Origin of the sequence: Enterocloster clostridioformis (genome assembly GCF_020297485.1) — a bacterium.
Classification (GTDB): domain Bacteria; phylum Bacillota; class Clostridia; order Lachnospirales; family Lachnospiraceae; genus Enterocloster; species Enterocloster clostridioformis.
This window is the reverse complement of sequence record NZ_JAIWZC010000001.1, coordinates 1,714,377-1,740,357: the sequence shown is the minus strand read 5'-3', so window position 1 is coordinate 1,740,357 and position 25,981 is coordinate 1,714,377. Positions and strand designations below refer to the sequence as shown.

General features: G+C 39.3%; 19 protein-coding genes and 1 pseudogene. All 20 read left to right on the top strand.

What is annotated here, in order from left to right; genetic code table 11:
• Positions 1 to 85 precede the first annotated feature (85 nt).
• Positions 86 to 355: pseudogene (locus LA360_RS08625) on the top strand (DEAD/DEAH box helicase family protein); the annotation flags it as partial.
• A 278-nt stretch (positions 356 to 633) separates the two neighbouring features.
• A complete protein-coding gene (locus LA360_RS08620; protein WP_225537470.1) occupies positions 634 to 1,791 on the top strand; it encodes a MarR family transcriptional regulator in 1,158 nt (385 codons plus the stop codon).
• Entirely contained in the window at positions 1,788 to 2,327 is a 540-nt protein-coding gene (locus LA360_RS08615; protein WP_225537469.1) for a hypothetical protein, read from the top strand. The genes LA360_RS08620 and LA360_RS08615 overlap by 4 nt, the downstream gene beginning before the upstream one ends.
• Before the next feature lie 234 nt (positions 2,328 to 2,561).
• Positions 2,562 to 3,299, top strand: coding sequence for a DUF6577 family protein (locus tag LA360_RS08610; RefSeq protein WP_225537468.1), 738 nt, complete (start codon positions 2,562 to 2,564; stop codon positions 3,297 to 3,299).
• A 4-nt stretch (positions 3,300 to 3,303) separates the two neighbouring features.
• Entirely contained in the window at positions 3,304 to 4,350 is a 1,047-nt protein-coding gene (locus LA360_RS08605) for a nucleotidyl transferase AbiEii/AbiGii toxin family protein (protein ID WP_225537467.1), read from the top strand.
• A gap of 213 nt (positions 4,351 to 4,563) precedes the next feature.
• Positions 4,564 to 4,821: a hypothetical protein gene (locus tag LA360_RS08600; RefSeq protein WP_225537466.1), complete on the top strand. Its 258-nt coding sequence runs from the start codon at positions 4,564 to 4,566 to the stop codon at positions 4,819 to 4,821.
• 248 nt (positions 4,822 to 5,069) lie between these two features.
• Positions 5,070 to 5,696: a DUF6088 family protein gene (locus LA360_RS08595; RefSeq protein WP_225537465.1), complete on the top strand. Its 627-nt coding sequence runs from the start codon at positions 5,070 to 5,072 to the stop codon at positions 5,694 to 5,696.
• Positions 5,697 to 5,883: 187 nt separating this feature from the next.
• Complete coding sequence (locus tag LA360_RS08590) at positions 5,884 to 7,698, top strand: PIN domain-containing protein (RefSeq protein WP_225537464.1); 1,815 nt, start codon at positions 5,884 to 5,886, stop codon at positions 7,696 to 7,698.
• Positions 7,699 to 7,918: 220 nt separating this feature from the next.
• A complete protein-coding gene (locus tag LA360_RS08585; protein WP_225537463.1) occupies positions 7,919 to 9,841 on the top strand; it encodes an ATP-dependent nuclease in 1,923 nt (640 codons plus the stop codon).
• Positions 9,842 to 9,855: 14 nt separating this feature from the next.
• A complete protein-coding gene (locus tag LA360_RS08580; protein WP_225537462.1) occupies positions 9,856 to 11,772 on the top strand; it encodes a UvrD-helicase domain-containing protein in 1,917 nt (638 codons plus the stop codon).
• Between the two features lie 77 nt (positions 11,773 to 11,849).
• Entirely contained in the window at positions 11,850 to 13,397 is a 1,548-nt protein-coding gene (locus LA360_RS08575) for a metallophosphoesterase family protein (RefSeq protein WP_225537461.1), read from the top strand.
• 488 nt (positions 13,398 to 13,885) lie between these two features.
• Complete coding sequence (locus LA360_RS08570; protein WP_225537460.1) at positions 13,886 to 14,089, top strand: hypothetical protein; 204 nt, start codon at positions 13,886 to 13,888, stop codon at positions 14,087 to 14,089.
• Positions 14,090 to 14,425: 336 nt separating this feature from the next.
• Positions 14,426 to 16,924, top strand: coding sequence for a metallophosphoesterase family protein (locus LA360_RS08565; protein WP_225537458.1), 2,499 nt, complete (start codon positions 14,426 to 14,428; stop codon positions 16,922 to 16,924).
• Positions 16,925 to 17,766: 842 nt separating this feature from the next.
• Positions 17,767 to 17,925 carry a hypothetical protein gene (locus LA360_RS08560; protein ID WP_160116316.1) on the top strand — a complete coding sequence of 53 codons (159 nt, stop codon included), beginning with the start codon at positions 17,767 to 17,769 and terminating at the stop codon, positions 17,923 to 17,925.
• Between the two features lie 2 nt (positions 17,926 to 17,927).
• Complete coding sequence (locus LA360_RS08555) at positions 17,928 to 18,992, top strand: YqaJ viral recombinase family nuclease (protein ID WP_112481621.1); 1,065 nt, start codon at positions 17,928 to 17,930, stop codon at positions 18,990 to 18,992.
• A gap of 23 nt (positions 18,993 to 19,015) precedes the next feature.
• Positions 19,016 to 19,183 (top strand): hypothetical protein, encoded by a 168-nt coding sequence (locus LA360_RS08550; protein ID WP_160116317.1) that lies wholly within the window; start codon positions 19,016 to 19,018, stop codon positions 19,181 to 19,183.
• A gap of 4 nt (positions 19,184 to 19,187) precedes the next feature.
• Positions 19,188 to 21,464: an SF1B family DNA helicase RecD2 gene (gene recD2, locus LA360_RS08545; RefSeq protein WP_112481622.1), complete on the top strand. Its 2,277-nt coding sequence runs from the start codon at positions 19,188 to 19,190 to the stop codon at positions 21,462 to 21,464.
• Between the two features lie 66 nt (positions 21,465 to 21,530).
• Complete coding sequence (locus LA360_RS08540; RefSeq protein WP_112481623.1) at positions 21,531 to 22,868, top strand: hypothetical protein; 1,338 nt, start codon at positions 21,531 to 21,533, stop codon at positions 22,866 to 22,868.
• 52 nt (positions 22,869 to 22,920) lie between these two features.
• The gene (locus LA360_RS08535) at positions 22,921 to 24,549 is read left to right on the top strand and encodes a YodL domain-containing protein (RefSeq protein ID WP_112481624.1); all 1,629 of its coding nucleotides are present in this window, start codon (positions 22,921 to 22,923) and stop codon (positions 24,547 to 24,549) included.
• 71 nt (positions 24,550 to 24,620) lie between these two features.
• Positions 24,621 to 25,574 (top strand): PcfK-like family protein, encoded by a 954-nt coding sequence (locus LA360_RS08530; RefSeq protein WP_112481625.1) that lies wholly within the window; start codon positions 24,621 to 24,623, stop codon positions 25,572 to 25,574.
• Positions 25,575 to 25,981: the final 407 nt, after the last annotated feature.

Here is a 25,981-nt window from a genome sequence, read left to right as displayed (position 1 = left end):
AGGCAACTCAAAACGGTCTTCTTTTACGAATTTCTGCCTAATAGGCGAACTTTTTAAGTGGTCACCAAGGAAGGAAAAAGCGAAAATGGAGTTCAAATTACACTCAGAATACCAGCCCACCGGCGACCAGCCGCAGGCGATTGAAGCCCTTGTAAAAGGCTTCCAGGAAGGCAACCAATTCCAGACTTTACTAGGGGTTACGGGCTCTGGAAAGACCTTCACCATGGCAAATGTCATCCAGCGAATCCAGAAGCCTACCCTCATCATTGCCCACAACAAAACCCTTGCCGCACAGCTCTACAGCGAGTTTAAGGAATATTTCCCGGAGAATGCGGTCGAGTATTTTGTGTCCTACTAGGCGAAGGAGGATTGAAACCATATATTTAGTGTTATTTAGTCTTATCTATACCATATCTTGTGGACTACATGGACTGTATGGATGGAAAAAACAGGGTGGAATCATAGGAATTGTGAACAAAATTCGTCGTGGAAAGTGTTTTAAAAGAAATAGGAGCTAAAATAAAATCTACAGGACATAGGAAATTTGTCTTGTAGATTTTTTGTACAGATAATAAGCAAATGTCAGAAAGTCAATTTTACAACAGTAAAACTTTAAGAAATGAGGAGAAAACCATGTCAGATTATCAATTACAAATTAAGCAGATTGTGGGCTATCCACGTTGCCGGATATACAGGCAGTTTATACAGTCCTTAATCAATGACCGGAGCATTCGCACAGGCGGAAACTCCGGTCTCTTTTATTTTACGGTTCTTTGCAGCTATGCAAACTTTCGTACCTCTTATCGGCGTATCGACGGGATCGGTTATACAATCTATCCTGGTGAATGGATCTGTACCGTCAAAGAGATGTCCGTCTGGTTTCGGACACATTTCCAACGGCAGGCCATTGACATCCTGGAGGAGCTTCAAAGACGCCATCTGATTTCTTACCTTATCCTTGATCGAGGAAAGGTTATTAAATATAAGATCCGTGGCTGGAAGAATCATAATACGGTTCTGGACTATAACTGTCCCTGCCAGAAGGATACCGGATTTTTTTTCATGCCGGTGATTACCGCCACGGAACTTGTCAGTGCCGGGCGTTGCTCGGAAATGGATATTATTCTGGACTTGTGGCTATCCACCATTTACAACGATGAACAGGTGCAGGGTTCCGAAATCGGTCCCGTGGTCTATCTGCGTAATGACACCAGCTCTCCGTTGGTAAACTACAGTGAACTGGCCGTTCGATGGGGGATCTCCAAGGCTACAGTTGGAAGAATTTTAAAAAAGTTTGCTGGAATGGAATACATATCTCTTATGACCTTTCCTGGTCGGACCGGCAGCGTGATCTATCTGAAAAACTACCTGTCCACCATGTTTCAAATATCGGATGTTCTGATTGATAAAGAGGAGGTTGCTATGGTTCTGAATATTAAAATCTCTCTGCCTGATGAAGGTGAGACTGTTAAAAATACGGCTGTTATGGAGAGTGAAATCTGTGTTTCAAATGAGCTTTCCAGCGTTTCAAAATCCCATATGGAGATTATCATTGAAAAAATGGTGCAAATCCTTGATGCACAGGGCATTTCCTGTTTCCGGTGCACGAAATCCATATATAAGTTATATCCTTTATCAGACGCCTGCAGGGAAGAGTATTTATCTCATATCCCGGAGGCTGTTGTACGGCTCGGAATGACCATGTCCTGTGGGGAAGGCAAGCCCGTCTACACCTTTGAGCTGACGCTTTTCCCCACCGAAAAAGACAGGGAAGGGGGAAACATGGCATGAAAAAGAACCGGGAAGAAATGAACATTACCGATAACCCGTTGTACCATGATACCTGGAAGCTGCTGAAGAAATACCGGGATGTAGTGTGGAGTCTGGAGCTGTCTGTACAGCAGGTACGGAACCGGTTTGAGATTGAATATGGGAGTTCCATTGAAGATTTTCTGGAGTCCGTCTATGTAGCAGGGATAGATCTGTCAGACCGCAGCATTGAGCATCATGCCAAATGCATTGAACGGAGCCACCGGATGCTGAAACTTTTAGATACATCCATAGATTTGCTCCGTACTAAACACAAGAATGGAGAGAGCTATTACTGGCTGCTGTACTACTCTTTCCTTTCTCCGCAACAGTTAAGAAATGTGGAGGAGATCATAGAAAAACTGCGTCCCCATATCCGGGATATCAGCTTCCGTACCTATTACCGCAGAAGGCGGGAGGCTATTGACGCACTTAGTTCTATCCTGTGGGGATATACATCCAAGGACAGTATAGAGGTGCTGGAACGTTTTTTCCCTGATTCCGATAATTCAGAATGATAAGAGGCTTTTTAGAGAATAATAATGAGGATGCCGCGCTTGTCTGATATTGTATAATCAAATTGATTATTGGCATGATATACGAAAGACAGTAAATATAGATTTAGCATATCGGCATTTGCTGTAAAAAATGCCGATATGCTAATTGACAAATGAAAGGAAAAGATTTAGGATAGGAATAGAAAATCGGCACTTTTAAACAGAAAATGCCGATATGCTAATGGAGATGATTTTATGATCAATGAAAGCGGTATATCTTTATTAAAGGATAAGGAACCCTTTGGCAGGCAGGAGCTTTTCCAGGTTTTAGAAGAACAGTATAAAGGACTGAGCCCGGCGTCTTATAAATTGAAAATGCAGCGCTTGTTGGAATTAGGGCAAATTGCGAGAGCCGGAAGGAATCTGTATTGTATTCCGGATAATCAGATGCCAATATATTATTATGGGTATTCAGAGTTTGCAACAGAGATACAAAAAATAATCTATGAAAAACACCCTTTTTTAGAATATCGGATTTTTGAGCTGGTACAGATGAATGAATTTTTAAATCATCAGATTGCTCATAATACGGTCTTTGTGTTTGTTGAGGCAGATTTGGGTGATTTTGTTTTTGAAACATTGAAAGAAAAGTTCCCGGGAAAGATTTTATTAAATCCTTCTGTAAAGGAGTATCACTTATATTGGCAGGATGATTTTGTCATTATAGGTAAGCTGCTGACAGAAGCACCAAAAGGAAAGAAAGCAGTATGGCATACTTGCCTTGAAAAAATGCTCGTTGATATGACTGCAGAGAAAGTGATAAAGACAACCTTCAGTGAGGGAGAATATCCAGATGTACTGGAGCAGGCGTTTCAAAAGTATATTATTGATGAAAGCCAGATGTTCCGTTATGCAAAGCGACGACATGTAAAAGATGATATTTTAAAAATTATTCAGAGCCAGACAACAATAAAACTCAGAACGGAGAAATAAATTTATGCTCACTAAAGAAAACTTTGATGAATCACATATCCGGATGTTACAGAAACAAAGCAAAAAAGATCCTGCGCTTTTAGAAAGGGCAGTATTTGCATTTGGCTTGTTAGAGGCGATCAGGCAGGTAGAAATGCCGTTTGTTTTCAAAGGAGGCACCTGCCTGCTCCTTTTGTTAAAGCATCCTATGAGATTATCTACGGATATAGATATTATTGTTGCACCAGATACTGATGTGGACACATATATTTCTAAAGCATCAACAATATTTCCGTTTAAGCAATGTGAGGAACAGGTACGCATTGGCAGAAACAGCATTGAAAAGAGGCATTTTAAATTTACTTACCAGTCTCCGATTACCGGAAAAGATATTTATATTCTATTAGATATTTTATTTGCAGAAAATCCTTATGCCAGAGTGGTGGACTGTGAAATAAAAAATGATTTATTATTAACCGAGCCAGAATTCCTGTTGGTAAAAACACCAGATATCAACTGTATTCTTGGTGACAAACTGACAGCATTCGCACCACATACAACAGGGATTCCATTAAATGTTAAAAAAGATATGGAAGTGATGAAGCAGATGTACGATGTCGGAACATTGCTAGACGAATTTACAGATTTTGAGCTGGTGTATGATACATATTTTAAAGTGGCAGCGGAAGAAATTTCTTATCGGGGGAATGACATAGCAGTAGGGGATGCAATTAAGGATACCTATATGTCGGCAGCCTGTATTGCATCTCGTGGTGCTCTTTTCTCAGAAGAGTATCCTTTATATGTACAGGGGATACGTGATTTGCGGGGACATATTTATGCAGAGAATTATTCTCCGGAAACGGCCGTGGGACGAGCTGCCAAAGTCATGTATATGGCTGCATGCCTGTTGAAGAGACAGCCCTATAAGAAAATTGAGAATCCTATGGAATTCTCCACCCAAAAGTTTTGTACTGCAGATATGACAAAATTAAAATATTTGCGTAAAGTCAATTTAGAAGCATATGGGTATGCAATTAAGGCAGAACATTTGATGAATTCTCAATCATAATGGACAGGAGACTGTGAATACCGCATAAAATGTGGGAGGAGATCACAAGGGGCTACAGTAATATACATAAAGCAGATATTTTATATGACCATCTATGCTATTATGTTAGTTTGGCTATGCCTAATAAAAAGCAGAAGAAAACTATGGCATAAGTAAGGAGCTATTTAATCAGATAAATGCCTGCTATATATTATGCAGAAGGAGGTGCCTGTCATGTCAACATTACGGAATCAGATAATACAATCTTTGGAAGAGCTTTCGGATGATAGCCTGCGTTTTATTCTTGATGTGATACAGAGATTTATACTGCCGTCAGAATTAAGGAATAAGAGTGTGGATCATAGTACTGTCATGCAAGGGACAAAACGCAGGCTTGGAAGTATGAAAGGGCAGAAATTTATTGCAGACGGCCATGATATAGACGAGTGCAATGATGAAGTTGCCAGATTATTTTGGGTGGATGATGGATGAAGATGTTGCCAGATATACATATTGCAATATAGGCAGTTCCAGATTTGGAGGAACTGCCGGACACGACCAAGACAATAATACTTGATGAACAATGAAAACATATAGATTTATAGATAGCTAAAGGTATCCAATCCGTTATCCTCTCTATATAATTTTGCAAAAACATACAAACCGTATCTTGACATATATATTGACCTTTTTGGTATAAATACAGTAGTATAGGGGGAGTGGAAGGAGTGGATACTTGTATGCTGAAGGAATATCTGGAAAAAAACTATGGTTACAACGAACCGATTTTCATTAACGAGATCCGTCTGGATGGGCTTAATGACAATGCCCTGCGCCAGTATTTCAAACGGATGCTCAAATCAGGCGACCTAGCCCGTTTTGATACGGGGATTTATTATCTCCCCAAAGCGTCACGGCTACTGAAAAAAAGTTATTTAGATCCCATGAAAGTCATTGTACGCAAATATATCCAAAGTACGACAGAAACCTATGGATACTTTGCCGGAGCCACTTTTGCTAATCAGATTGGTCTGACAACTCAGATGCCGGCAACACTGGAGATTGTAACATCAAAAGAATCGACAAAAGGGCGTACTGTTACCGTAGGTTCCCAGACCGTCCGGCTGAAACGGCCTGCTACCACTATAACATCGGAAAATGCCGGCCTGCTTCAGTTTTTGGATGCCGTTTTTCAAGGAGAAAAATATTCCGAGCTTTCTGATCCGGAAACCGGGATTCTTCTGAAAAACTATGCAAAACAACAAAATTATAGTAAGGAGCTTCTTTCCAGCGTGCTGTCCGGTATTACGGGTCCGACGGCAAAAAAACTGATTGAATGGGGAATTATTTATGAATTTACATCATGACCACGAAGCATTTAGCAAGCTTAAAGTTGAGTGATAGTTGGTATATTTTCTTTAGGGCAGGATCAGAAAAACCAGCCAAGCCATTCGTATATCCGTTGAATAGTCAAATACCTATGCTGATGGTGGCAGAGGAATCATAGAAAGGAGATTGATTGCATTATCATTGATAGTTGCAATGGTGTAAAAGATGATAAAATATCCATTGAACGTTACAATAGATACTAATATATTTGAAGCAAACAAATTCGACTTTGGTACAGATAGTACGATGAGCTTACTTGTTAAAAATGTTCAAAATGGAAAAATCAAGCTCGTACTAAGCAATATTGTAATAAGCGAAGTAGAAAAACATATATGTCGACGCGTTGACAACGTATGCGGAAAAGCGAGAAAGTTAAGAAATGAATATCTGGATATACTTCCAGAACAGTACTTGACTGATATTGGGATGGGTATATATGTTCAAATACCTGATAAGAAAACTATTCATCAAAAAGCAAAAGACATATTTGCAAAATTTTTGGAGGATTGCAAGGTTGAAAGACTTGATACAGGTAGTATAAACCTTGAAGAAATTCTGGAAGATTATTTTGCTGTCCGTCCACCTTTTGAAAATAGTGAGAAAAAGAAAAAAGAATTTCCTGATGCATTTATTGCCGAAGAAATTAAAAAACGCTTCGGTGGCGATGAGATTGTAGCAATCGTTAGCCAAGATAATGGCTTTAAAAAGGCATGTACCAACAGTAAAAATCATTTGTTCTTTTCTTCTTTAGGAGAGCTTTTTAATACATTAAGCAAAAACGAAGAAGAATATATTGCTGCACTCGAACTGATAAAGAATAATAATGATTCTATCATCCAGACAATTAAAGGAATGATTGATGATAGCTGTGTTGAGGTTCATGGATTATCATATGACCAAGATGGTATTGCTGATGGGTATGATTATGATGAAACATATTTAGAACATTGCTATCTGTCAGGTATGAGGCTCCATATCATAGATGATATAGATGAAGATATAATCACAGCCTCCCTATGGATTCATGGAAATATGGCTGTAAATTGTTATTTTAAAGATTTTGACAATGCTCCTTGGGATTCTGAGGAAAAAGAATATGTTTGGGTAGAAGAAAAACACATTTTGGAAAAGCATAATGTAAGATTTGCTTGTAGAATTGAACTTAATAGCAAAACAGAAGAAATAAGAGTTTTGCCTTTCAAAATTGTGTTAGGAGGAGATTCAAGAAAAAGTAGAGTTGAAATTAACGATGAGCAAGAATCTTTTTACAAAGAACTTGAGGATATGGATAGGGAAGAATTGGGCTTTTTACCATTATCACAATATAGTGATATGTTAGAAAATGACTTGAATGAATCGAGGATGGAGCAAACAATACTTAAATTATTTGAGCAGTATAATGAGATTTCATCAAGTTATGAAGAATTAGCAATTCTGTATGATGAGATTTGTGCGCAGGTGAGAAATAAAATGGAAGAAGATGATGCGGAAGCATTTTTTACGGCCCTCTTATTTGAAATGAATATTCCGATTGATTTTATTGAAAAGGACACTGACAAATTACCAGATAAAATAAGTAAATGGTTGGATGGTAAATTTGATATGGTATCCGAGAGGATGGAGCGAAAGCTTCCTGACTGTATTGAGTATGGAGAAAACATAAGCATTTTGGGAACAAATTGTAGAGCTTATACATTGTCCTTTGATGAACTTCATGGAACATTGGAAGCTGGTTCAGAAGAACAGATAGAAGTTTCTCTTTTGTCGAACAAAGAAATAATTGCAAGAGGCTATGTCAAACTTACAGTTGGTTATCTTGATTTTGACGAAGATGGTGGAGCAACAGATGGAATTGAGGATAGTATTGATTATGAAGTAGATGATGTTTTGGATGCTTTAAAAGATTTAATCTCAGATTTAAAAGAGGAGCTTGTTAATGAGCAGGAACTTGCGAACTCTTTTGCGAACTGCTTGAAGTAGAAAAGAGTAATTAATCTGGATTATAAATCTGAAAAATTCGATGATAGTATATATTATTATTGATTGAGATATCTTCGATACTGAATACTATTTTTTCAACAGTCTTGTTATAAAATTAAAGAAAGGCGATGGTGGGAATTGAAAAATAAAGTTATATCTTTAGATAGATCCTTTGCTCCATCGTTAATTTATAATTGAAAGTGAGAGTGAAAACAAAATTATGATGATATCTGAATTAAAAGTTTATAATTTCCGCCGATTCAAATCTGTGGATGGCGCTCCTGGCCTGCAAATCACTTTTCATAAAGGACTAAATGCCTTGATTGGAGAAAATGATTCCGGAAAAACTGCAGTAATTGATGCGCTTAAGCTGGTTTTGTTAACGCAGAGTAATGAGTACATCAGACCGGTAGATGAGGATTTCTATAAGCCAACCAATGGTGATACAAGCTCTGAGTTTAAAATCGATTGCACAATTACAGAGTTTACTCAGAATGAAGCTAAGAACTTTATCGAATATCTGAGGTTTAAAAAAAATGGTGAAAAAGTTGAATATATGCTCGAACTTCATTATCGTGCTTGGAAAGAAGGGCACAAAATCTTTCAGGAACTGCGTGTAGGAGATGTAGACGATGGGATTTCGATTGACGGAAAAGCAAGAGATTTGCTGAAAGCTGTCTATTTGAAACCACTTCGGGACGCTGAACGCGAAATGAGTTCCGGACGCAGTTCCAGAATCTCACAAATACTTCTTAATCATCCCGTTTTCAAAGATAAGAAGGAACATATTGTTTTGGGTATTTTTCAAGAGGCAAACAAGAAGATAGAGGATTACTTCACGAATGATGCTGAGGGAAAGCGCATTCTCCAAACAATCCGTGATAATTTGGAATCGTTTAATGACAAGGGACAAGCTAATAACGCTGAGTTGAAGACATCAGATATTCAACTCAAGGCTATACTTGAATCCTTATCGTTAAATGCTCCGGAGATTAACCCAGGATTGGGAGAATTGAATTTGCTATTTATTGCAGCAGAACTGTTACTTCTTAAAGATGATACGGATGGAGGTATGAAACTGGCACTGATTGAGGAATTGGAAGCTCATTTACATCCACAGGCGCAGCTTCGATTGATCAGCTATCTTCAAAATGAATATAACGAGAATGATGTTCAGATTATCATTTCCACACACAGCCCAATACTTGCTTCAAAAATTAACCTTAAGAATTTGATCTTGATGAAAAATGGTGTCGGATATGATTTGACTGAGGGGATGACTGGACTTCAAAAAGGAGATTATCTGTTCCTTCAGCGCTTTCTTGATTCAACGAAAGCCAATTTATTCTTTGCTAAAGGCATTATAATGGTAGAAGGTGACGCAGAGAATATCCTAATTCCAGTAATTGCCGATATTCTTGGTTATCCGTTGGAGAAATATGGAGTATCCATTGTGAATGTGGGTAGTACGGCTTTTCTTCGATATAGTGGAATTATGGTAAGAAAAGATGGAAATACCATTGGGATTCCGGTTTCAGTGATTACAGATTGTGATGTGAAACCATATGATATTGACCCAGAGACGAAGGAAAGGAAGTTCAACGAGAAAACAGCTGAATCGGCGCAGGCTGAAAAAGAAAAAAATAAGAAATACACCAACGGTTCAGTTCATGGATTCACTTCACCGAGGTGGACGCTGGAGTATTGCATTGCCATGAGCAGTCTTTCAGAAGATTTCCATAAAGCAGTTCACTATGGAATGAAAATTTTAAATGCACGAGAATATATCTCATTAACAGATAAAAAAATCACGGAAGCAAATCAAACTGCTGAAGAAGAAGCAAAGCAGTGGTATAATTTGTCTCAAGCAGAAACTGCATATAAGATTTACAGCTTAATGCTCAATGGGGATGGAAAGAGTAGTTTAAAAGCAATTGTTGCCCAGTGCTTAGCATCTATTTTGCGTTGGAAAATATCAGTAATACCGAGCAAACTCACACAAGAGAAGATGTTTGATCTTGATTTGTATGCTCTGAAAACGGATGAGCAAAAGAAATCCGAACTGAAATCTAAAATTGAGAGAGATCAATTTTTAAGTTACATAGTGAACGCTATCAAATATGCAGCAGGAGAAGCTGTGTAAATAAGGGGGATTCCATGGTGGAATGGGAAATTTCTGATCAGGATATTGAATCGACTGAGAAACTTCTTTTACCAGAAGGAGCACACTTTCCAGAGGATGCAAGAAATGTTATACGCTGTTGGCATTCAGCTGATGTGGCGGCTTGTCCGGGTAGTGGAAAAACAACTGTTCTTCTCGCAAAGTTGAAACTGTTGGTTGACAGGATGCCGCTTGAAAATGGTGCGGGAATTTGCGTCCTTTCTCACACAAATGTTGCTGTGGATGAAATTAGAAAACGGCTTTTAGGCTATGCTGGTAAACTTCTTAGTTATCCAAATTACATCGGAACAATCCAATCATTTGTTGATAAATTTGTAACGATGCCATATTTGCGAAATATTGCAGGTCGGAATGTACAAGCGGTTGACAATCTTACTTATGCACAGCATATGTTAAACAGAATACAGAATAACGCGAAGTATAGAACTCTTGATTTTGTGACAAAGAATAGTTTTGAAACTGGCGGTCAATTTACCGAGCGGCTTGAACATATACAGGCACTGTATGTACGGGATGATGGTGCCCTTTGTGTAGGAAAACAGAAAAGAGCATTGGCTGGCGCGGACAAACCTTCTACCAAGCAGTATAATGCATTGATTGCAGATCTTTTAAAATATGAAGGTATAATGCGGTATCAAGATGCCTATTCATATGCCAAAACTGCTGTAGATGATTTATCAGAAACATATACGGATCTTTTTTCATCACGATTCCAGTATGTGTTTATCGATGAATATCAGGACTGCAATAGTATTCAGCGACAAGCAATAACCACAATATTTAACTCGGCAAAATGTACAGTAATCAAAATTGGAGATTCAGACCAGGCTATTTATAACTCTTCGGAAGACAAAACACCAGATTGGGTACCTCAAGATGGCTTTTTACCTATCATGACCTCTTGCAGATATAATCAGGAAATTGCTAATGTGATTTGCAAACTAAAGAAGGGCAACAAAAACATTGTTACATTTGCGGGAAAGACTGGTGATAAACCGGTATTACTTGTTTTTGACCCTGAGAAAATTGACAGAGTAATCAGTGGATTTATCAATGCATTGGAGACTCACGACCTCTATGATAATAAAGGCATATATAAGGCTATCGGTGCTGTTAGAAAAAAGGATTCTTCCGGGCTTAAGATAGGAAGCTACTGGTCAGAGTTTGACGGCTCTGTGAAAAAACAGGGTGAGTATAACTATTGGGTATTAGTAGATGAAATTGCTACAAGTTTAGCGGAAGGTAATTTGTATAAAGCAGAACGCATTGTTCGCAAACTTTTATGCCGTATATTCCATTATGCTCAGGTTAGAAATCCAATATCAGGCAAGGAGTATTCTATAACTACAATAAAAAGGTCGCTTGATGATGAATATCGGGAAATATATCGACAGTGGATTTACGAAATATCAAGAATGCAGAATATTGAGAGAGAAACTATTGACTGTCTAATGCGGCAAAAGATAAATGAGCTTTTGAAAATTAAGAATATTAACGTAGACGATATTTTTGACTGTCTACCAGAGTATTTTCTTGATAAGGTTGCTGTTGTAAGTCAAACTGAAAAATCTGAGAAAAATGTACTTATCGATCCAATCAGAGGTCGCAGAATAGAATTTGACACAATTCACGGAGTCAAGGGGGAAACACATGATGCAACCCTTTACCTCGAAACTGATAGGCAAGGGGCATCAGACCTAAATAGAATTCTTCCATATTACGGCGTAGGCAAACTTGGAAGCTCGGATCTGTTTGATTATAGTCGCAAGCTTGCCTATGTTGGTATGAGTAGACCTAAGAAATTGTTATGTGTGGCGATGCAAGCTAAAACTTTTGAAAAAAGCAAGGGTGTATTCGCTGATGATTGGGAAATCATTGATCTAAGGGAATAAGGATTTACATGATGTTCGATATCGACAATAGATGGCTGGCAATATAATAAATTTAGATATTAAAGGAGTGTAAAATAATGGGATATCGATTTACATTAGAATCGGCAAATACAGTTGCCAATTTGACTTTTGGAAAAGTAATGTCTTGTTATAGAGACATTTATAGCTCTCCCGAATGTTATGAAGGGTTTATGAGTTTTCTTAATCAATTCCATCATAATCTGTATTCCAATGAGATGGAGTACTATATGAGAAGTGTACGGAAAATACGCGAAACGCTCCATAGATATGAAGATTATAAGCGTCCTCTCGACAAAGCTGAGTATGATGATACTTTTTTGTTTTTTCATAAAGATGCGTTGGATGCATTAAAAGAGTTATCGAATATTTTTGATAGATGCACCACAAAATCGCTTATGCTGCCGCCGATGAAGGGTAGAGATAAGCATAGTTATGACTTTATGACTTCTCCAAAAATATTTAGGAAGTTGATCGAGTTACATAAAGGGGATTCTTGTCTTATTCTTCAGCCACAAGAACAGCCTTCCAATGCAACAATTTTTAATACGTTTCCGAATTTTGATGTTGCGCTACGTCAAGCAGATTTATGGCCAGCAGTTCTATTTTGGGAAGGTTCAGACGATTATGTATTTATACCTGTTAAACATGAGGATGAATTGCTTTACCTCTATGAAATTATTAAATACGAAAGGCATCCGATTGAGGAGATTAAAAGAATTTCGGAACGCAAGAAAAGAACAAACCACTATATTTTTCAGTTAAGCGATTTACATTTTGGAGGTAAAAATGTGGATGTTGCCGAACGGCGCTTAAAAACGTTAATTAAGTCACAGCTTTCTAAAATTGAATTGGGTGACAGTGTTAACTTTGTCATAACAGGTGATGCTGTAGACAGTCCAAAACAAACAACAGAATTTAACTATTCTAATTTTGCAGAATACATAGAAGATCGATGCGGTCAAAAACCGATTCGCGTATTGGGAAATCATGATATTAATTGTCATGGTATTGCTGTTTTTCATGGAAATCAACATATAGCCAATATCGTTGGTGAATATCCCAAAATCAAGATTATTGAAGAATCTAAAGTAATCCTTCTGTTGTTTAATTCAAACACGAACGGAAATTTGGCGGAAGGTGAAATTGGAATAGTACAAATGTCTGAAATGGGTAACTTGCTTGATAATGTAGAGAATCTGGAAAACTATTTACTTATTGCGGTTTTACATCATCATCTGTTGCCTATACCGAAACCTACCTATTATGATCAGAAATGGTTTGAAAAAATACTTCCAAATAATTTTATGGATATGTCTCTAAAGTTGCTTGATGCAGATATTTTTTTGGAGTGGCTCCATTGTCGCAATGTACGTATTGTGCTTCATGGTCATAAGCATATTCCTTTTTTTGCAGAATCAGGTGGAATCACAGTAATCGGTTGCGGTTCTTCTACTGGACAGATAGTTCATAAAGAAAAAGGTAAAACTTTTATTAGCTATAATATGCTTAAAATAAGTGAAAAAACCATCACTTGCACTCAATTTGCGGAGGAGGTTTATGGGGCCGGCACAGAGAATATTCGCACTGAAATAATAGAATTGTAAAAATAATCTTTAACTGAATTTTGGGAATTCTACAGAAATATAGAGACAGGAATCTTACTTCATTAAATCTATTGATGGTTTATACTTTTGCTTTAGTAGCAATATTTTTAGTAGTGGACTTGGCATAAAAGCATCATGTATTGAATAATCTAAAAAATCATATATGGTATTGATAACTTGATTAAATCAATATATTGTCTTGAGCTGTCCTTATAATTGATTTTTGAGTGTACCTATATGGGAAATATGGTCTGTTTAGGCTGTATACGGAGTATTTTTCGCATGGCATATGCTATTAAGTTTGTATTTAGTGTCAGTAATACCATTATACTATCCCTGCAGTTTGTTTTTAAAGGTGGCACTTATCGGCTCCTTTTGGTAAAAACACGGGATATCAATTGTATTCTTGGTGATAAACGGATGGCATTCGCACCACATACAATAGGGATTCCATTAAATGTAAAAAGGATATGGAAGTGATGAAGTAAATGTACGATGTAGCAACTTTGCTGGACGAATTTACAGATTTCGAGTTGATGTATGATTCATATTTTAAAGTAATAGCAGAAGAAATTCCCCATCGTGGGAATGATATAATAGTGGAGGATGCAATTAAGGATACATATATATCAGCCATCTGTATTGCATCTCGTGGTACTCTTTCCCCGAAAGAATATCCTTTATATGTATAGGGGATGCGTGATTTGCGGGGGCATATATATATTCTCAGGAAGCGGCTGTCAGACGGGTTACTAAAGTCATGTATATGGCCACATGCCTGTTGAAGAGACTGCCCTATAAGAAAATTGAAGATTTCATGGAGTTCTCCACTCAAAGGTTTTGCACCGAGGATATGACAAAATTAAAGTTTACACAAAATCAATATAGAAGCATATGGATATGCAATTAAGGCAGAATATTTGATTAACTTTCAATAATTAAATGGATTGCTTATTTGAATGGAAAAGGAATTATTTATATAGTACAATATATGTAAATATCATATTTTATGCTAATGAAAATTTGATATGAACAATAGAGTTGCATCACACGAAAAAATAGTGCGAAAGGGGTACGAAAGAATTATGAGGTGGTTACATATATCAGATATTCATTTTAATATGAAAGGCTATGATGCAAAAAATGTACGTGAACAACTCTTGGTGAAATTGCGTGAATTAGATTTACAAATAGACTTCATTTTAATAACAGGCGATTGCTTATTCAAATTTGGTAAAGGCTCTTGGAGCCAAAAGGATGTGATTGCTTATATTAAAGATATTGCCAATGTGTGTAGATGCTCGTGCAGGAAGGTTTATATATGCCCAGGTAATCATGATGTTAATAGGGAAGATAATGATAGAAATGAATTGATTAGTGATGTACGTAGTGCCAAAAAGGATTTTTCAGATAATTTCCAAATGTTATGTGGATATGGACATGATAGATTTCAGCTTATCCATAAAGGTGTTACCTCTTACGAATATGAGGCATATAAAGTTTTTGCGCCGAATAAAGAATTATACAGAATTATATCAATAGATTCTACATTGATTTCTAAAGATAATGAAGATCATCAAAAACTTAAAGTATTTAATGATAAGATATTCGAAATAGGTAAAAAAATTAAAAATGATAATAGGATAAATATTTTAATTATGCATCATGGGATAGAATGTTTGGAACTATCGGATGCTAGAAGATTTGAACACTGGATAGAAGACAATAATGTTGATCTTATATGTTGTGGGCATACGCATCGTGCAGCAGTAAATTCCTATGATGATTTGCAACGTGATATTAAACAGTTTACAGCTGGTGCCATTGTTGTAGATGATTATGCTATACCAAGTTTTTATATTTGTGAATATTCTGAAGTTAAAATTCAAATAGAAATGTCCTTATATACATATGCTACAAAAACGGAAAAATGGATATTAGATAATCAACTTCTTCGAAAATTTCCGGAAGGAAAATATACATATGAATTGAGCCGATTTAAAAATCAAATAGTGGAAAAGAGAAAATCGGATATATTAAAATGTAAGACAACAATAGATGAGTTCAATTTAAAATATTTAAATAAATATGGAAGTAAAAAGATTTATTCAAGTAGACATGACGGAAATGAAGATTTTAACTCATGGAAAATTATTCACTCTTTAGTAGAGATAGGTGTAAGCTATACTAAAGCTTTAGAAATAACATATGAGGTAATAGAAAAGATAACATCCAGTGAGTTTCGTAGTATAAATAGTATATTATCAAGTGAAGAATTGAGAGATACCGTCTATGAAACAATTATACATTATCCGGCATCATTAACAGAAAGTGAATATGAAATAAGTTGTTGGGCAAGTAGATATGCTAGAAAATATAGTAGAAATAAAGAAATAATGGTTATTGATAAGTATAAGCGACAAGAGAAATTAAATTATTTCTACATTAAAAATACACTTTTGAAAAATGCAATTGATTCTGTAACCAACAATAGTATTTTTTATGAAAAAATTTTTAGAAATGAATTAAGCCGAATGGCGGAAAATGTGTTGGAATTTTTAAAGAATATGGGTATTTTTGAAATACGAGAAGAGGCATTATTGGAACTTGTTAAAGAATATATAACTCAAAAACCGCATCCTTGGTTGATTAATGGAAATAGAGAGGAGATAATAGCATACCATAAAGAGCAAGGAGTACGGCACATAAATGATTTAAGAGATGAAAAAAATCAAACTAAGATTACGCAAATGGAAGCTGCGTATCATACTTGTGCAGCTCTTTTGGCACAATATGACGACTATATTGGATGTACAGAGATTTCGCCAATAAATATTTTGGCTAAAGCAATTAATAATATATCAAATAAGATTCAAGATGGAAAATTTACTTTGCCAATGCAGAAATATCAAATTATTCAAATGAAAAAGGATTTTGAAAGTCATGAAATAGATTTTACGGATTTGAAAAGAGTTATTAACGTATTGTATAAAAATATTGTTAATTCACAAAAAATATCTATGAAAAATACAAAAGAAGCTTTAATAGAATTATGGGGTATGTTACTTAAATTAGAAAAAACAACATATCAAATCCAACAAGAGGAAAAATCTCTGGAGGGGGTAAGAAATATATTTACCAGTGCGAAAGGCTTTGTAGTAAAGGCTAATTTACGTGAGTTGAAGAATTGTTTTTGGGTTGAGCCAAATTGGGAAAAATATGAAGTACGTCAACAGCGTTTGGGAAAACAGATGCTTGTTTGTGTACTAGAGGATATTGATGAAGTCGAAAAGATAAAAGGATATTTGTATGGACAAGGTAAAAATAATACTGTTACAGAAATCGCATTTGTTTTAAAAGATTATTCAGAATTTAGCAGTGAGAATAGGAAGAAGATTAGAGAAATATTTAAGGGAAAATATTTAAGGTGTATTTTTATTCAGGAAGAAAATTTTAAGAGAAATTCTTCTATACGAGATTGGAGAGCAGAATTTTATCGTGTATTGGAAATTAGTAAAATTAGTTAAGAATTAGTTTTGGTAGAGAAGTGAATATTTTTACCAGAGGAAATCGCAATTCCGGATGCTGGAAACCAGCTTAATTCTGCTTACGCGATATATGCTTGTATCAATGGTATTTGTCAAGCAGGAAAATGCAATCTGGCAAGCGGTTTCCGCTAACCGGACAGACGGTGTAAAAGCATCCAGATTATTCGAGAAGAAAGTGTGAGGTGATGTAAGTAGTTGCAGAATATTTTGTTAATAAGGACCTAAAAATATAAATAGTGAATAGAGAAATTACAAGGAATAATACTTTGGTTTTAAACAGTGTGTTCTTTTTTGACAGATGCGGATACAGAACGACCTTAAAGCTTGCAAACACGGCGTTTATAGTACTAAAAAGCTTTTTACATTATTTTGGTGGAGTTATTTTTGATATACAATAAAATATAGAATATTTTTTGCATATTTATTATGTATGAAACGATTCAAAAACACTATATATAGTATTTATAACTTGACTAAATCAATATATTGTGTTAAACTGCCCTTGTAATTGATTTTTGTGCGTACCCAAATGGGAAATACAGTCCATTCAGGCTGTATGCGGAGTATCTTCTGCATTGCACACGCTGTTAAGTTTGTATTTTGTGCCAGTAGTACCATTATGCCCTCCGGGCAGTGGTTTACTGGCTTTTTTATGTTGAGGGAACATGTTCCCTTTCAGAGTGGGAATGGCTTCGGTTCATGGATATCCGTGGACGCCAGAGATTTGGCAGACAGTCATTCCCGCTTTTTGTTGCCCAAATGCCGGTGACGGCTTTGAGGATAAATGATTTTACAAAGAAAGGAAGGTAAAAAGAATGATCATGAAAAACAGAAATGCTGGCAGGAGCTGGCAGAAACAGTCCACGGGATATCCGGACAGAGGAGCGTGTATTCAGAAGGCCAATGCAGAGTATTGGAAAAAGTGCAGTACCACGATCAGGACTGTAAACTTTTCCCGCAGGGCAAAAAGGGGGGCGTAAATATGTTTGGTATGCTATTTGAAAAGGACAGGAATGATCCACTGGTACTGGTAGATACAGAAAACCTTACCCGTAAGGAATGGTTAGACTGGAGGCGCAAAGGAATTGGCGGCAGTGATGTGGCATGTATTATAGGAATCTCACCTTTTCGTACTGCACGGGATATCTATTACGATAAGCTGAATATTGCAGCAGTAGAGGAAAATGAAGGAAACTGGGTTGCTATGGAAATGGGCCATCTGCTGGAAGACCTTGTGGCAAAGATATTTGAGCGAAAGACCGGGCTGAAAATTTATCAGGTGAAGAAGATGTTTCAACACCCTCTTTTTCCGTTCATGCTGGCAGATGTGGATTATTTTATCACTATGCCGAATGGAAGGAAAGCAATCCTGGAGATCAAGACTACGAATTATAATGCCAGAGAGCATTGGTGGATGGACGGTATGGAGATTGTTCCCTGCTATTATGAGGCGCAGGGAAGACATTATATGGCTGTCATGGACATTGACAGCGTTTTCTTTTGCTGTCTGTATGGAAATACGGAGGATGAGGTCATCATACGTGAGATCCGCAGGGATGCGGCATACGAGGAAGAAATGATATTTCTGGAACAGGAATTCTGGACGGAGTATGTACAGAAGAATGTTCCGCCGCCTTATCTGGAAGGCGGAGATGTGATTCTTTCCAGCTCCAGACAGTATGTCGGTCGGGCAGACAAGGATGCCCCGGCTGTTGAACTAAATGGAATCATGGCATCCACGCTGATGCGCTATATGCAGCTTCAGGAGGAAAAGAAGAAGTCAGAAAAATATTCAAAGAAACTGGAAGAGGATATCCAGAGGCTGAAAGCTATTCTGGCGGCAGAGATGGGAACCAGCTGTACGGCTATCTGTAATAGAGGCGGAAAGCACTATACGGTGACTTACAACCCTGTACGGAAAAATATCGTTGATAAAGACAATCTTGCACGGCTGAAGCTGCAGTATCCAGACATTTATGAGAAATTTGTAACGGTATTGGAATTTCGTAAATTTCATGTAAAAGTCAGTTCTGCAGATGCAGCCTGAAATTAAGAAAGGACAAAACAAGAATGAAAAGAAAGTTTATGTGGGTCATAGGGATACCTGCCCTTGTGATCTTTATCTGGAGATTTTTCCAGTTGGTCAGGCTTGGATGCTATATCATAGTATATCCTTTGATCAGTGCTGCCCTGGCAGCAGCTATCAGTGGCCTGATTCTGTGGATTTTATGGAGGTGATGGAATGAGTTATATTGGAACTTATGACAGTAAGATCTTTCACAATCCGTCGAACAAATTCTGTATCATTGTCGTTAAGACCTCAGATACCTCCATCCCGGAACAAGCGCGGGATAAGAGACGTTATAAAGATCATATGATCCGTTTTACTGCTGTTGGCTATGAACTGCCGTTTACCGATGCGGTGGAAGTGGAACTGGAAGGGGAATGGGTAGACGGAAAGTACGGCATGCAGCTCCAGGTGGAGCAGTGGCATGAAATCGTACCAAAGACAAAGGAAGGTGTTCTAAGCTATCTCGGCTCCGGCCTGATTAAAGGAATCGGTGAAAAAACAGCCGCAGAGATTGTGGCAAAATTTGGTGTAAACACACTGGATATTCTGGAAAAACAGCCGGAACGTCTTCTGGAGATAAGGGGAATTACAGATAACAAGCTGGAGGATATTAAGGCATCCTTTGCTGAGAGCAGGATGCTCCGGGATATTATGTCTCTTCTGGCACCTTTTAAGCTGACCCCGAAAACAGCCCTCAAGATTTATCAGCATCTTGGGCCATCTTGTATCGAGGTTTTGAAAAAGAGCCCGTTTGAATTGTGCAGAATACCTGGTTTTGGGTTTCGGCGTGTGGACACGATCATCCGGAAGACAGATAACCGTCCTCATGATCCCATGCGGATCAAAGCAGCTCTTCACTGTGCGCTGGACGATGCGAAAGGCAAGCAGAAACATCTGTATCTGGAAAAAACGGAACTATATAAAGAAACGATGAAACTTTTGAATGAGAGGATCCCTCTTCCGGAAATGCGTGTGCGTCTGGAGGAAGTAGAAAAAGCACTGGAGGGAATGATACTGGGAGGAGCTGTTGTTTCCATGAGAGACCAGATTTATCATCCTGCCGTATTTGCACAGGAGGATGAGGCAGCCTGCAGGATTGCAAAACTTCTGGTAGAAAACGGATCATCCATGGTGGATGTTTCACCAGTAATAGAAACTGTAAAGGCAGAACAGGGGTTATGCACATCCGAAAAACAGGAACTGGCTGTACAAACAGCATTTCAGTATAATCTTTCTATCATCACCGGATCGCCTGGTACAGGAAAGACAACGGTGTTGAAGATTATCCTTGAAGTTTACCGCAGGATATATCCTGATAAAAAAATTGCTCTTATGGCACCTACCGGGCGTGCAAGCCGTCGAATGGCGGAAAGCACCGGATTTGAAGATGCCTGTACGCTTCACAGTGGCCTGAGACTGGTAAGCGAAGAGGACGAAGGAGGCCGTAAAGACGAAAAACAGATGCTGGATGCAGACCTGGTTATTGTGGATGAGTTTTCCATGGTGGATATGTGGCTGGCCAGCAAATTTTTTACAGCACTGAAAAATGGGGCAAAAGCCGTTTTGGTCGGCGATCCGGATCAGCTGCCCAGTGTAGGTGCAGGGAATGTATTCAAAGAACTGATTACCTGCGGACTTATTCCGGTTACGGTACTGGATCTGATATTCCGTCAGGCGAAGGACAGCCTGATTGCTCATAATGCCAAATTTATCCATGATGGAAATACGAAGCTTTATTACGGAAATGATTTTCAGTTAATTCCCTGCAGCAATCAGGCAGAGGCGGCAGAGGCCATTATCGAAAGGTACTGCCAAGAGATAGAGAAAAACGGGATTGAACATGTCCAGATTCTCTCACCTTTCCGTACAGACGGGGAAGCATCTTCAGACCAGCTTAATGCGGTGATCCGGGAGATTGTAAATCCATTTCAGTCTATGGAGGATGAAGTTCAGACAGGAACAAAGAAGTTCCGTGTTGGCGACCGTATCATGCAGACAAAGAATACGGAGAAGGTTTCTAATGGAGATCTGGGATTTATCCGCTATATCCATGATACGCCGGATGGAAAACGGATTGGCATGGACTTTGGAAAAAACCGCGAGCTGGAATACAAAATGGATGACCTGGCAAATCTGGATCTTGCCTATGCGACTACCATCCATAAAGCCATGGGTTCTGAGTATGATGTTGTTTTAATGCCTTTATTGAAGGCGCATTATATCATGCTTTACCGGAATCTACTGTACACCGGAATTACCCGTGCCAGGAAAGCAGTGATCCTGGCAGGGAAGAAGGATGTGCTATATATGGCCATCCATCGGAATGAGATCAATAAGAGAAATACCCTTCTTGGGGAACGCATCTGTCTGTATTATAAGGCTTTTGCGAGGAACAAAGGGATTCGGGTTCCGGAATTTCTGAAAGAAAAATGGAAAGCAGCAAGTTAAAAATGGGATACAGTGCAGAAAAAGCACCAGGTATCCTTTATTTATTTTAAGAAAGGGGTTTTATAAATGAATAAGAATGAGCACACACCAACGATGTATGAGAGCATTCCCGCAGTGGCAGAGCTGAACAAGGTGCCGGGATTTAACCCGCTGAAACTGCTCCGCCGTGTCATTTCCCCTGATAATGGGGAAACCATACTGCAGCTGGATCTTCCTTATAAAAAGTTATGGTTCCGGCTGGCAAACCCGAAAGGACGCATTAAACTGAATGCTCTGCGTATTACAGAGCAGCTTGCAATTTTTGAAGCTCAGGTCTATCTGGAGCGTGGTGATGAGAATCCTGTCGGAAGTTTTACGTCCAGCTGCACAAAGGAGGAAGCTCCGGGAGGACAGTATATTCAGGCAGCACAGCAGGCCGCAATGAATGAGGCATTGTCAGATGCGGGTTATGGTGTCCAGTTTGCAGATGTAGCGATGGGGGCCGGAGGAAGTCTCTATGGGAGCAGGATTCCATTAAATGGAATTTCCAAAACCGGAGAAGCCGTTTCTTCCGCTATGAATAGTGAAAACCAGAAACAGAAACATATGCCAGTTTTGGTAGAACCTGCAGAAAAAACGCTTCCGGTAACGAATGGAACAGAGAGGAAAGAAGAAGTTATAAAACCGGTATCGGAGAAACCTTCGGAAATGGAGCTGCCTGTTCAGAAGAAGAAATCAGAAGTTCCACTGGAACAGTTGAAACATGATCCAGAGAAAGTGGCTGGTGAATCGGAGAAACTTCCGGTTCAGTCTGCCATGGTATTGGATGCATCTGCGAATGGCAGTCTGCCGGTACAGCTTAAGACTGCAAAACAGCCTGTGCATACCGCAGGAGAATTGCCTGTAAAAGCGTCTGAACCGAAAATGCTTCCTGTAACATCGGAAACAGTGGCTTCCACCGAGGAGAAAACCTCAAATGTACTTCCGATTACAGGGAAAACCATAACAGAAAAGGATACCCAAAAGGCAATACAGGATATGATGGCACTGCTGGGAGGACAAAATCAGCCTGCAGGGAAGGTGACAGCATTTGAAAATCATGCGAAACCGGATAGCGGGAAAGAATCTTCCGGAACAGAACAGGTTCTGCCTGTTTCCAGTTGTCAGACAGAAAAAGCAGACGAAACCCGTTATACACCTGACATGCCAGTGGAGGAAATCATGAAATTGATGACCTTTGAAGAGGCCGGAAAAGTTGTGGTGGATACTGGCGTCTGCATGGGTCAGACACTTACGGAGGTTGCAGAGCGACGCCCACCCAGTCTGAAATTCTATGTGTACGGCGGCTATAAGGGGGATAACAATATCCTTCGGGCGGCAGCAAAGATTATGCTGGACTCCCTTGCTGCTAAAAAAGCGGGATGAGGATGAAATCTGTAAAGGAGCAATAGCAGTTTTAAGGAAAGGAGTACAGCTAATGGCCACGAATTCACAGGAATTTCCGTTCGGGATCATGGATGTGGTGGAATTGCTGCATTTAAGAATCCGGCGCCGGCAGGCGGACAGTGTCTATACGGATTGTCCTATCTGCGGTGACCGGAGAGGAAAGATGAATGTCAATTTTGCCAAGAACGTATGGCGGTGTAATTATTGCGGTGAGCACGGCGGAATGCTGGCGCTTTATGCAAAGGTAAACAATACCACCAATTCGGATGCCTACCGGGAAATCTGTGATGCTCTTCAAACAGGTGATACTTCCTGGGGATACGGAGAAACAGAAAAAACAGGTACTTATGTAGGGGTTCCTTCCGGGAACCCCCACGCAGACAGTCAGACAGATGACGGGATCACGCAGGCAGAACGTGCCAGCCTGCAGGAGATACACCAGACTTATTCCCTTCTGTTTCATATGCTGTCACTGACTTCCGCTCATCGGGAACATCTGCGTTCGGAGAAACGGGGGCTTACGGATGAACAAATTGACCACCTGGGATTTAAAAGCACCCCTCCCTATTTTTTATGCCGTTCCTTGACGGAAAGGCTGATAAAACAAGGGTGCAAAGTGGAAGGAGTTCCGGGATTTTATCTGCATGAAGGTGGATACTGGACATTAAAATTCAGTAGCCGGACGGCAGGTATCCTGATACCGGTTGTTGGCATCGACGGGCTGATCCGTGGAGCACAGATTTTGCTGGACGTTTCTATTAAGGACAAGGATGATCCTCCGGAAAAATCAGGGACAAAGTATATCTGGTTTTCTTCCTCTACAAAGAATATGGGTATTACCTCCGGCAGTCCAGTACATTTTATCGGAAACCCTTTTGCACGGACCATTTATGTTACGGAAGGGATTTTGAAAGCAGATATTGCACACTGCCTGCTGAACCGCTCCTTTGTAGCGATTGCCGGAGCAAACAATGTGCAGCAGCTTGGCCCGCTGTTTGCGCTTCTGGCACAAAATGGAACCGAGCTGATTATTGAGGCTCATGATATGGACAAATACAGCAATGAAATGATTGCAAAAGGAAGTTCCAAAATTTATCTGCTTGCAAGACAGTATGGAATGGAGTGCCGGCGATTGACCTGGAATCCCAATTACAAAGGGATTGATGACTGGCAGCTGGCGCTTAGAAAGGAAAAACAACAGAAAGAGGGTGAAAAAAAGAATTTACGGGAAGAGTATGCGGTTTTCTGTTCGGAAGAAAAAGAATATGCAAAAAAATCTGCAGATTTTTCTGGGAAAAAGTGCAGGTTTCGTATTTATCAGCTTGTCTTTGAGGAGGGACGGGAAACGATCTCTTTTGCTTTTAAAGGGATTCAGAATCTGCATAAAGCCGGATACAGCCAACCTCCTGCTTCCGATTATCAGCTGGTATGCGAGTCAGAACTTGTGTTTCCAGAGCACTGGGATGAGAAAAAAATCCTGGAACAGATATTGGATCATTATGGGAATCATGTACCACAAGGTTACCATGGACGTCCTCTTGCATCTTCGGATGTGGTGGAATTAGACGATGAGACCGGCCGCCGCTATTTTTATGTGGATGGCAGAATATTTGAACCTGTCCGTTTCTCTCCCTTTCTTGCAAAGCCAATGAAAGGATAAGAAGCGGATGGAACGTATGGCATGGAATGGGAATGGCCTGCTCCATGCCATTTTTATGAAAGGAGATTTTTATGGATACTTTTACAAATATGGATATGGAAATGAAGATAGGAGATAACCCGTTTGAAGAGGACGGTTTTTTACCGATTACCAGAGAATTTTCAGAGAATCCGTTTAATAAAGAAACAGAAACTGCCGGAGGGCTTCCGGTTCAGGAGGCGGCCGTAGAAACAGGAAATCCGGCGGATTTATCTGAGGAAAGCGACTGCCTGGAGGAAGATGGTGCGGAAGGAAACGCCGATCTGGAAACGGATGAAACAGAGGAAACCGAAGAACAGGAGGAAACTAATGCAGAATCCTCCGGCGCAGAAAAAGAATCAGAAGATAAAAAGCGTGGGGAGCATGAAGCGGCAGAAGCCAGGCGTAAAGCAGAATGGGAGGCCAGACAGAAAGCAAAGAAAGAGGCCGAGCAGGTACAGCTTGCACGAATGTCTTTACTAAGCGATGAGGAAGTGACTGCAGAGGCCATGAAGCGTGTGGGAACGGATACTGAGAGGCTTACCCGCCGGAATATGAAGGAATGCGTGTCAGAGTATATTCAGACATTGTGTCTGGAAGATCCTGCTTTTGCCAGACTGACCATGCATCCCCGTAAGACTATGATCCACTGTTTCCATTATATCAATCGGAAAGCCAGAGAATTTGTGGAGCAGGAAATGAAAGATAATGACATAAAGCCAGAATACGGTGTCTATGGAAGCGATGTGCCAGATGACCTGTGTTATCAGTGGGCGGAAGAATATTTCCGTGACCCGGATGCAAAGGAGGACTGGCAGGAGGAAGAAAAGTTTGTACCCAAAGCCTACAGTGGAAAATCCAGTGTGAAGTCAAAACGTGCGACGGCAGCAGTGAAGAAAGGCACCGGAAAAGAAAAAAGCAGGAAGAAGGCCGAAAAAAAGCTTCAGGAAAAAGCTGTGGACAGCGGACAATTTCAGCAGATGACGTTGGCAGGTCTTGCAGGATAGGGAGGAACGGCAAATGAAGATAGATAAAAGAAAATGTCGGAAATTTGCAGATCCAGGACTGAAAATGAATCAAAATCATGGACTGCTTCATGCAGAGAAGGTGAAGTACATTGTAAGGACAGCGATAAAAAATATCGGGGGACAGAGGATTCTGGTATTGTATATCTATTTAAGAGAAAAGGCTGTAGATGGGATTTTTCTCCCCATCTGGACTATGTTCCAGAGCCGGACAGAATATATTACTTTATCCCGCAAAGAGGACGGAAGCACCAGCTGGAGTAGAGCTGCTTTTTGCAATCTGCAAAGAGATTATGATTTCAGCAGGCATTGTGCTTTTTATACGGCTAGTGATGAAGATCGTGTAACCCGATTCTGTAAACAAAAAAGAAATAAGGGTTTTACAAGCC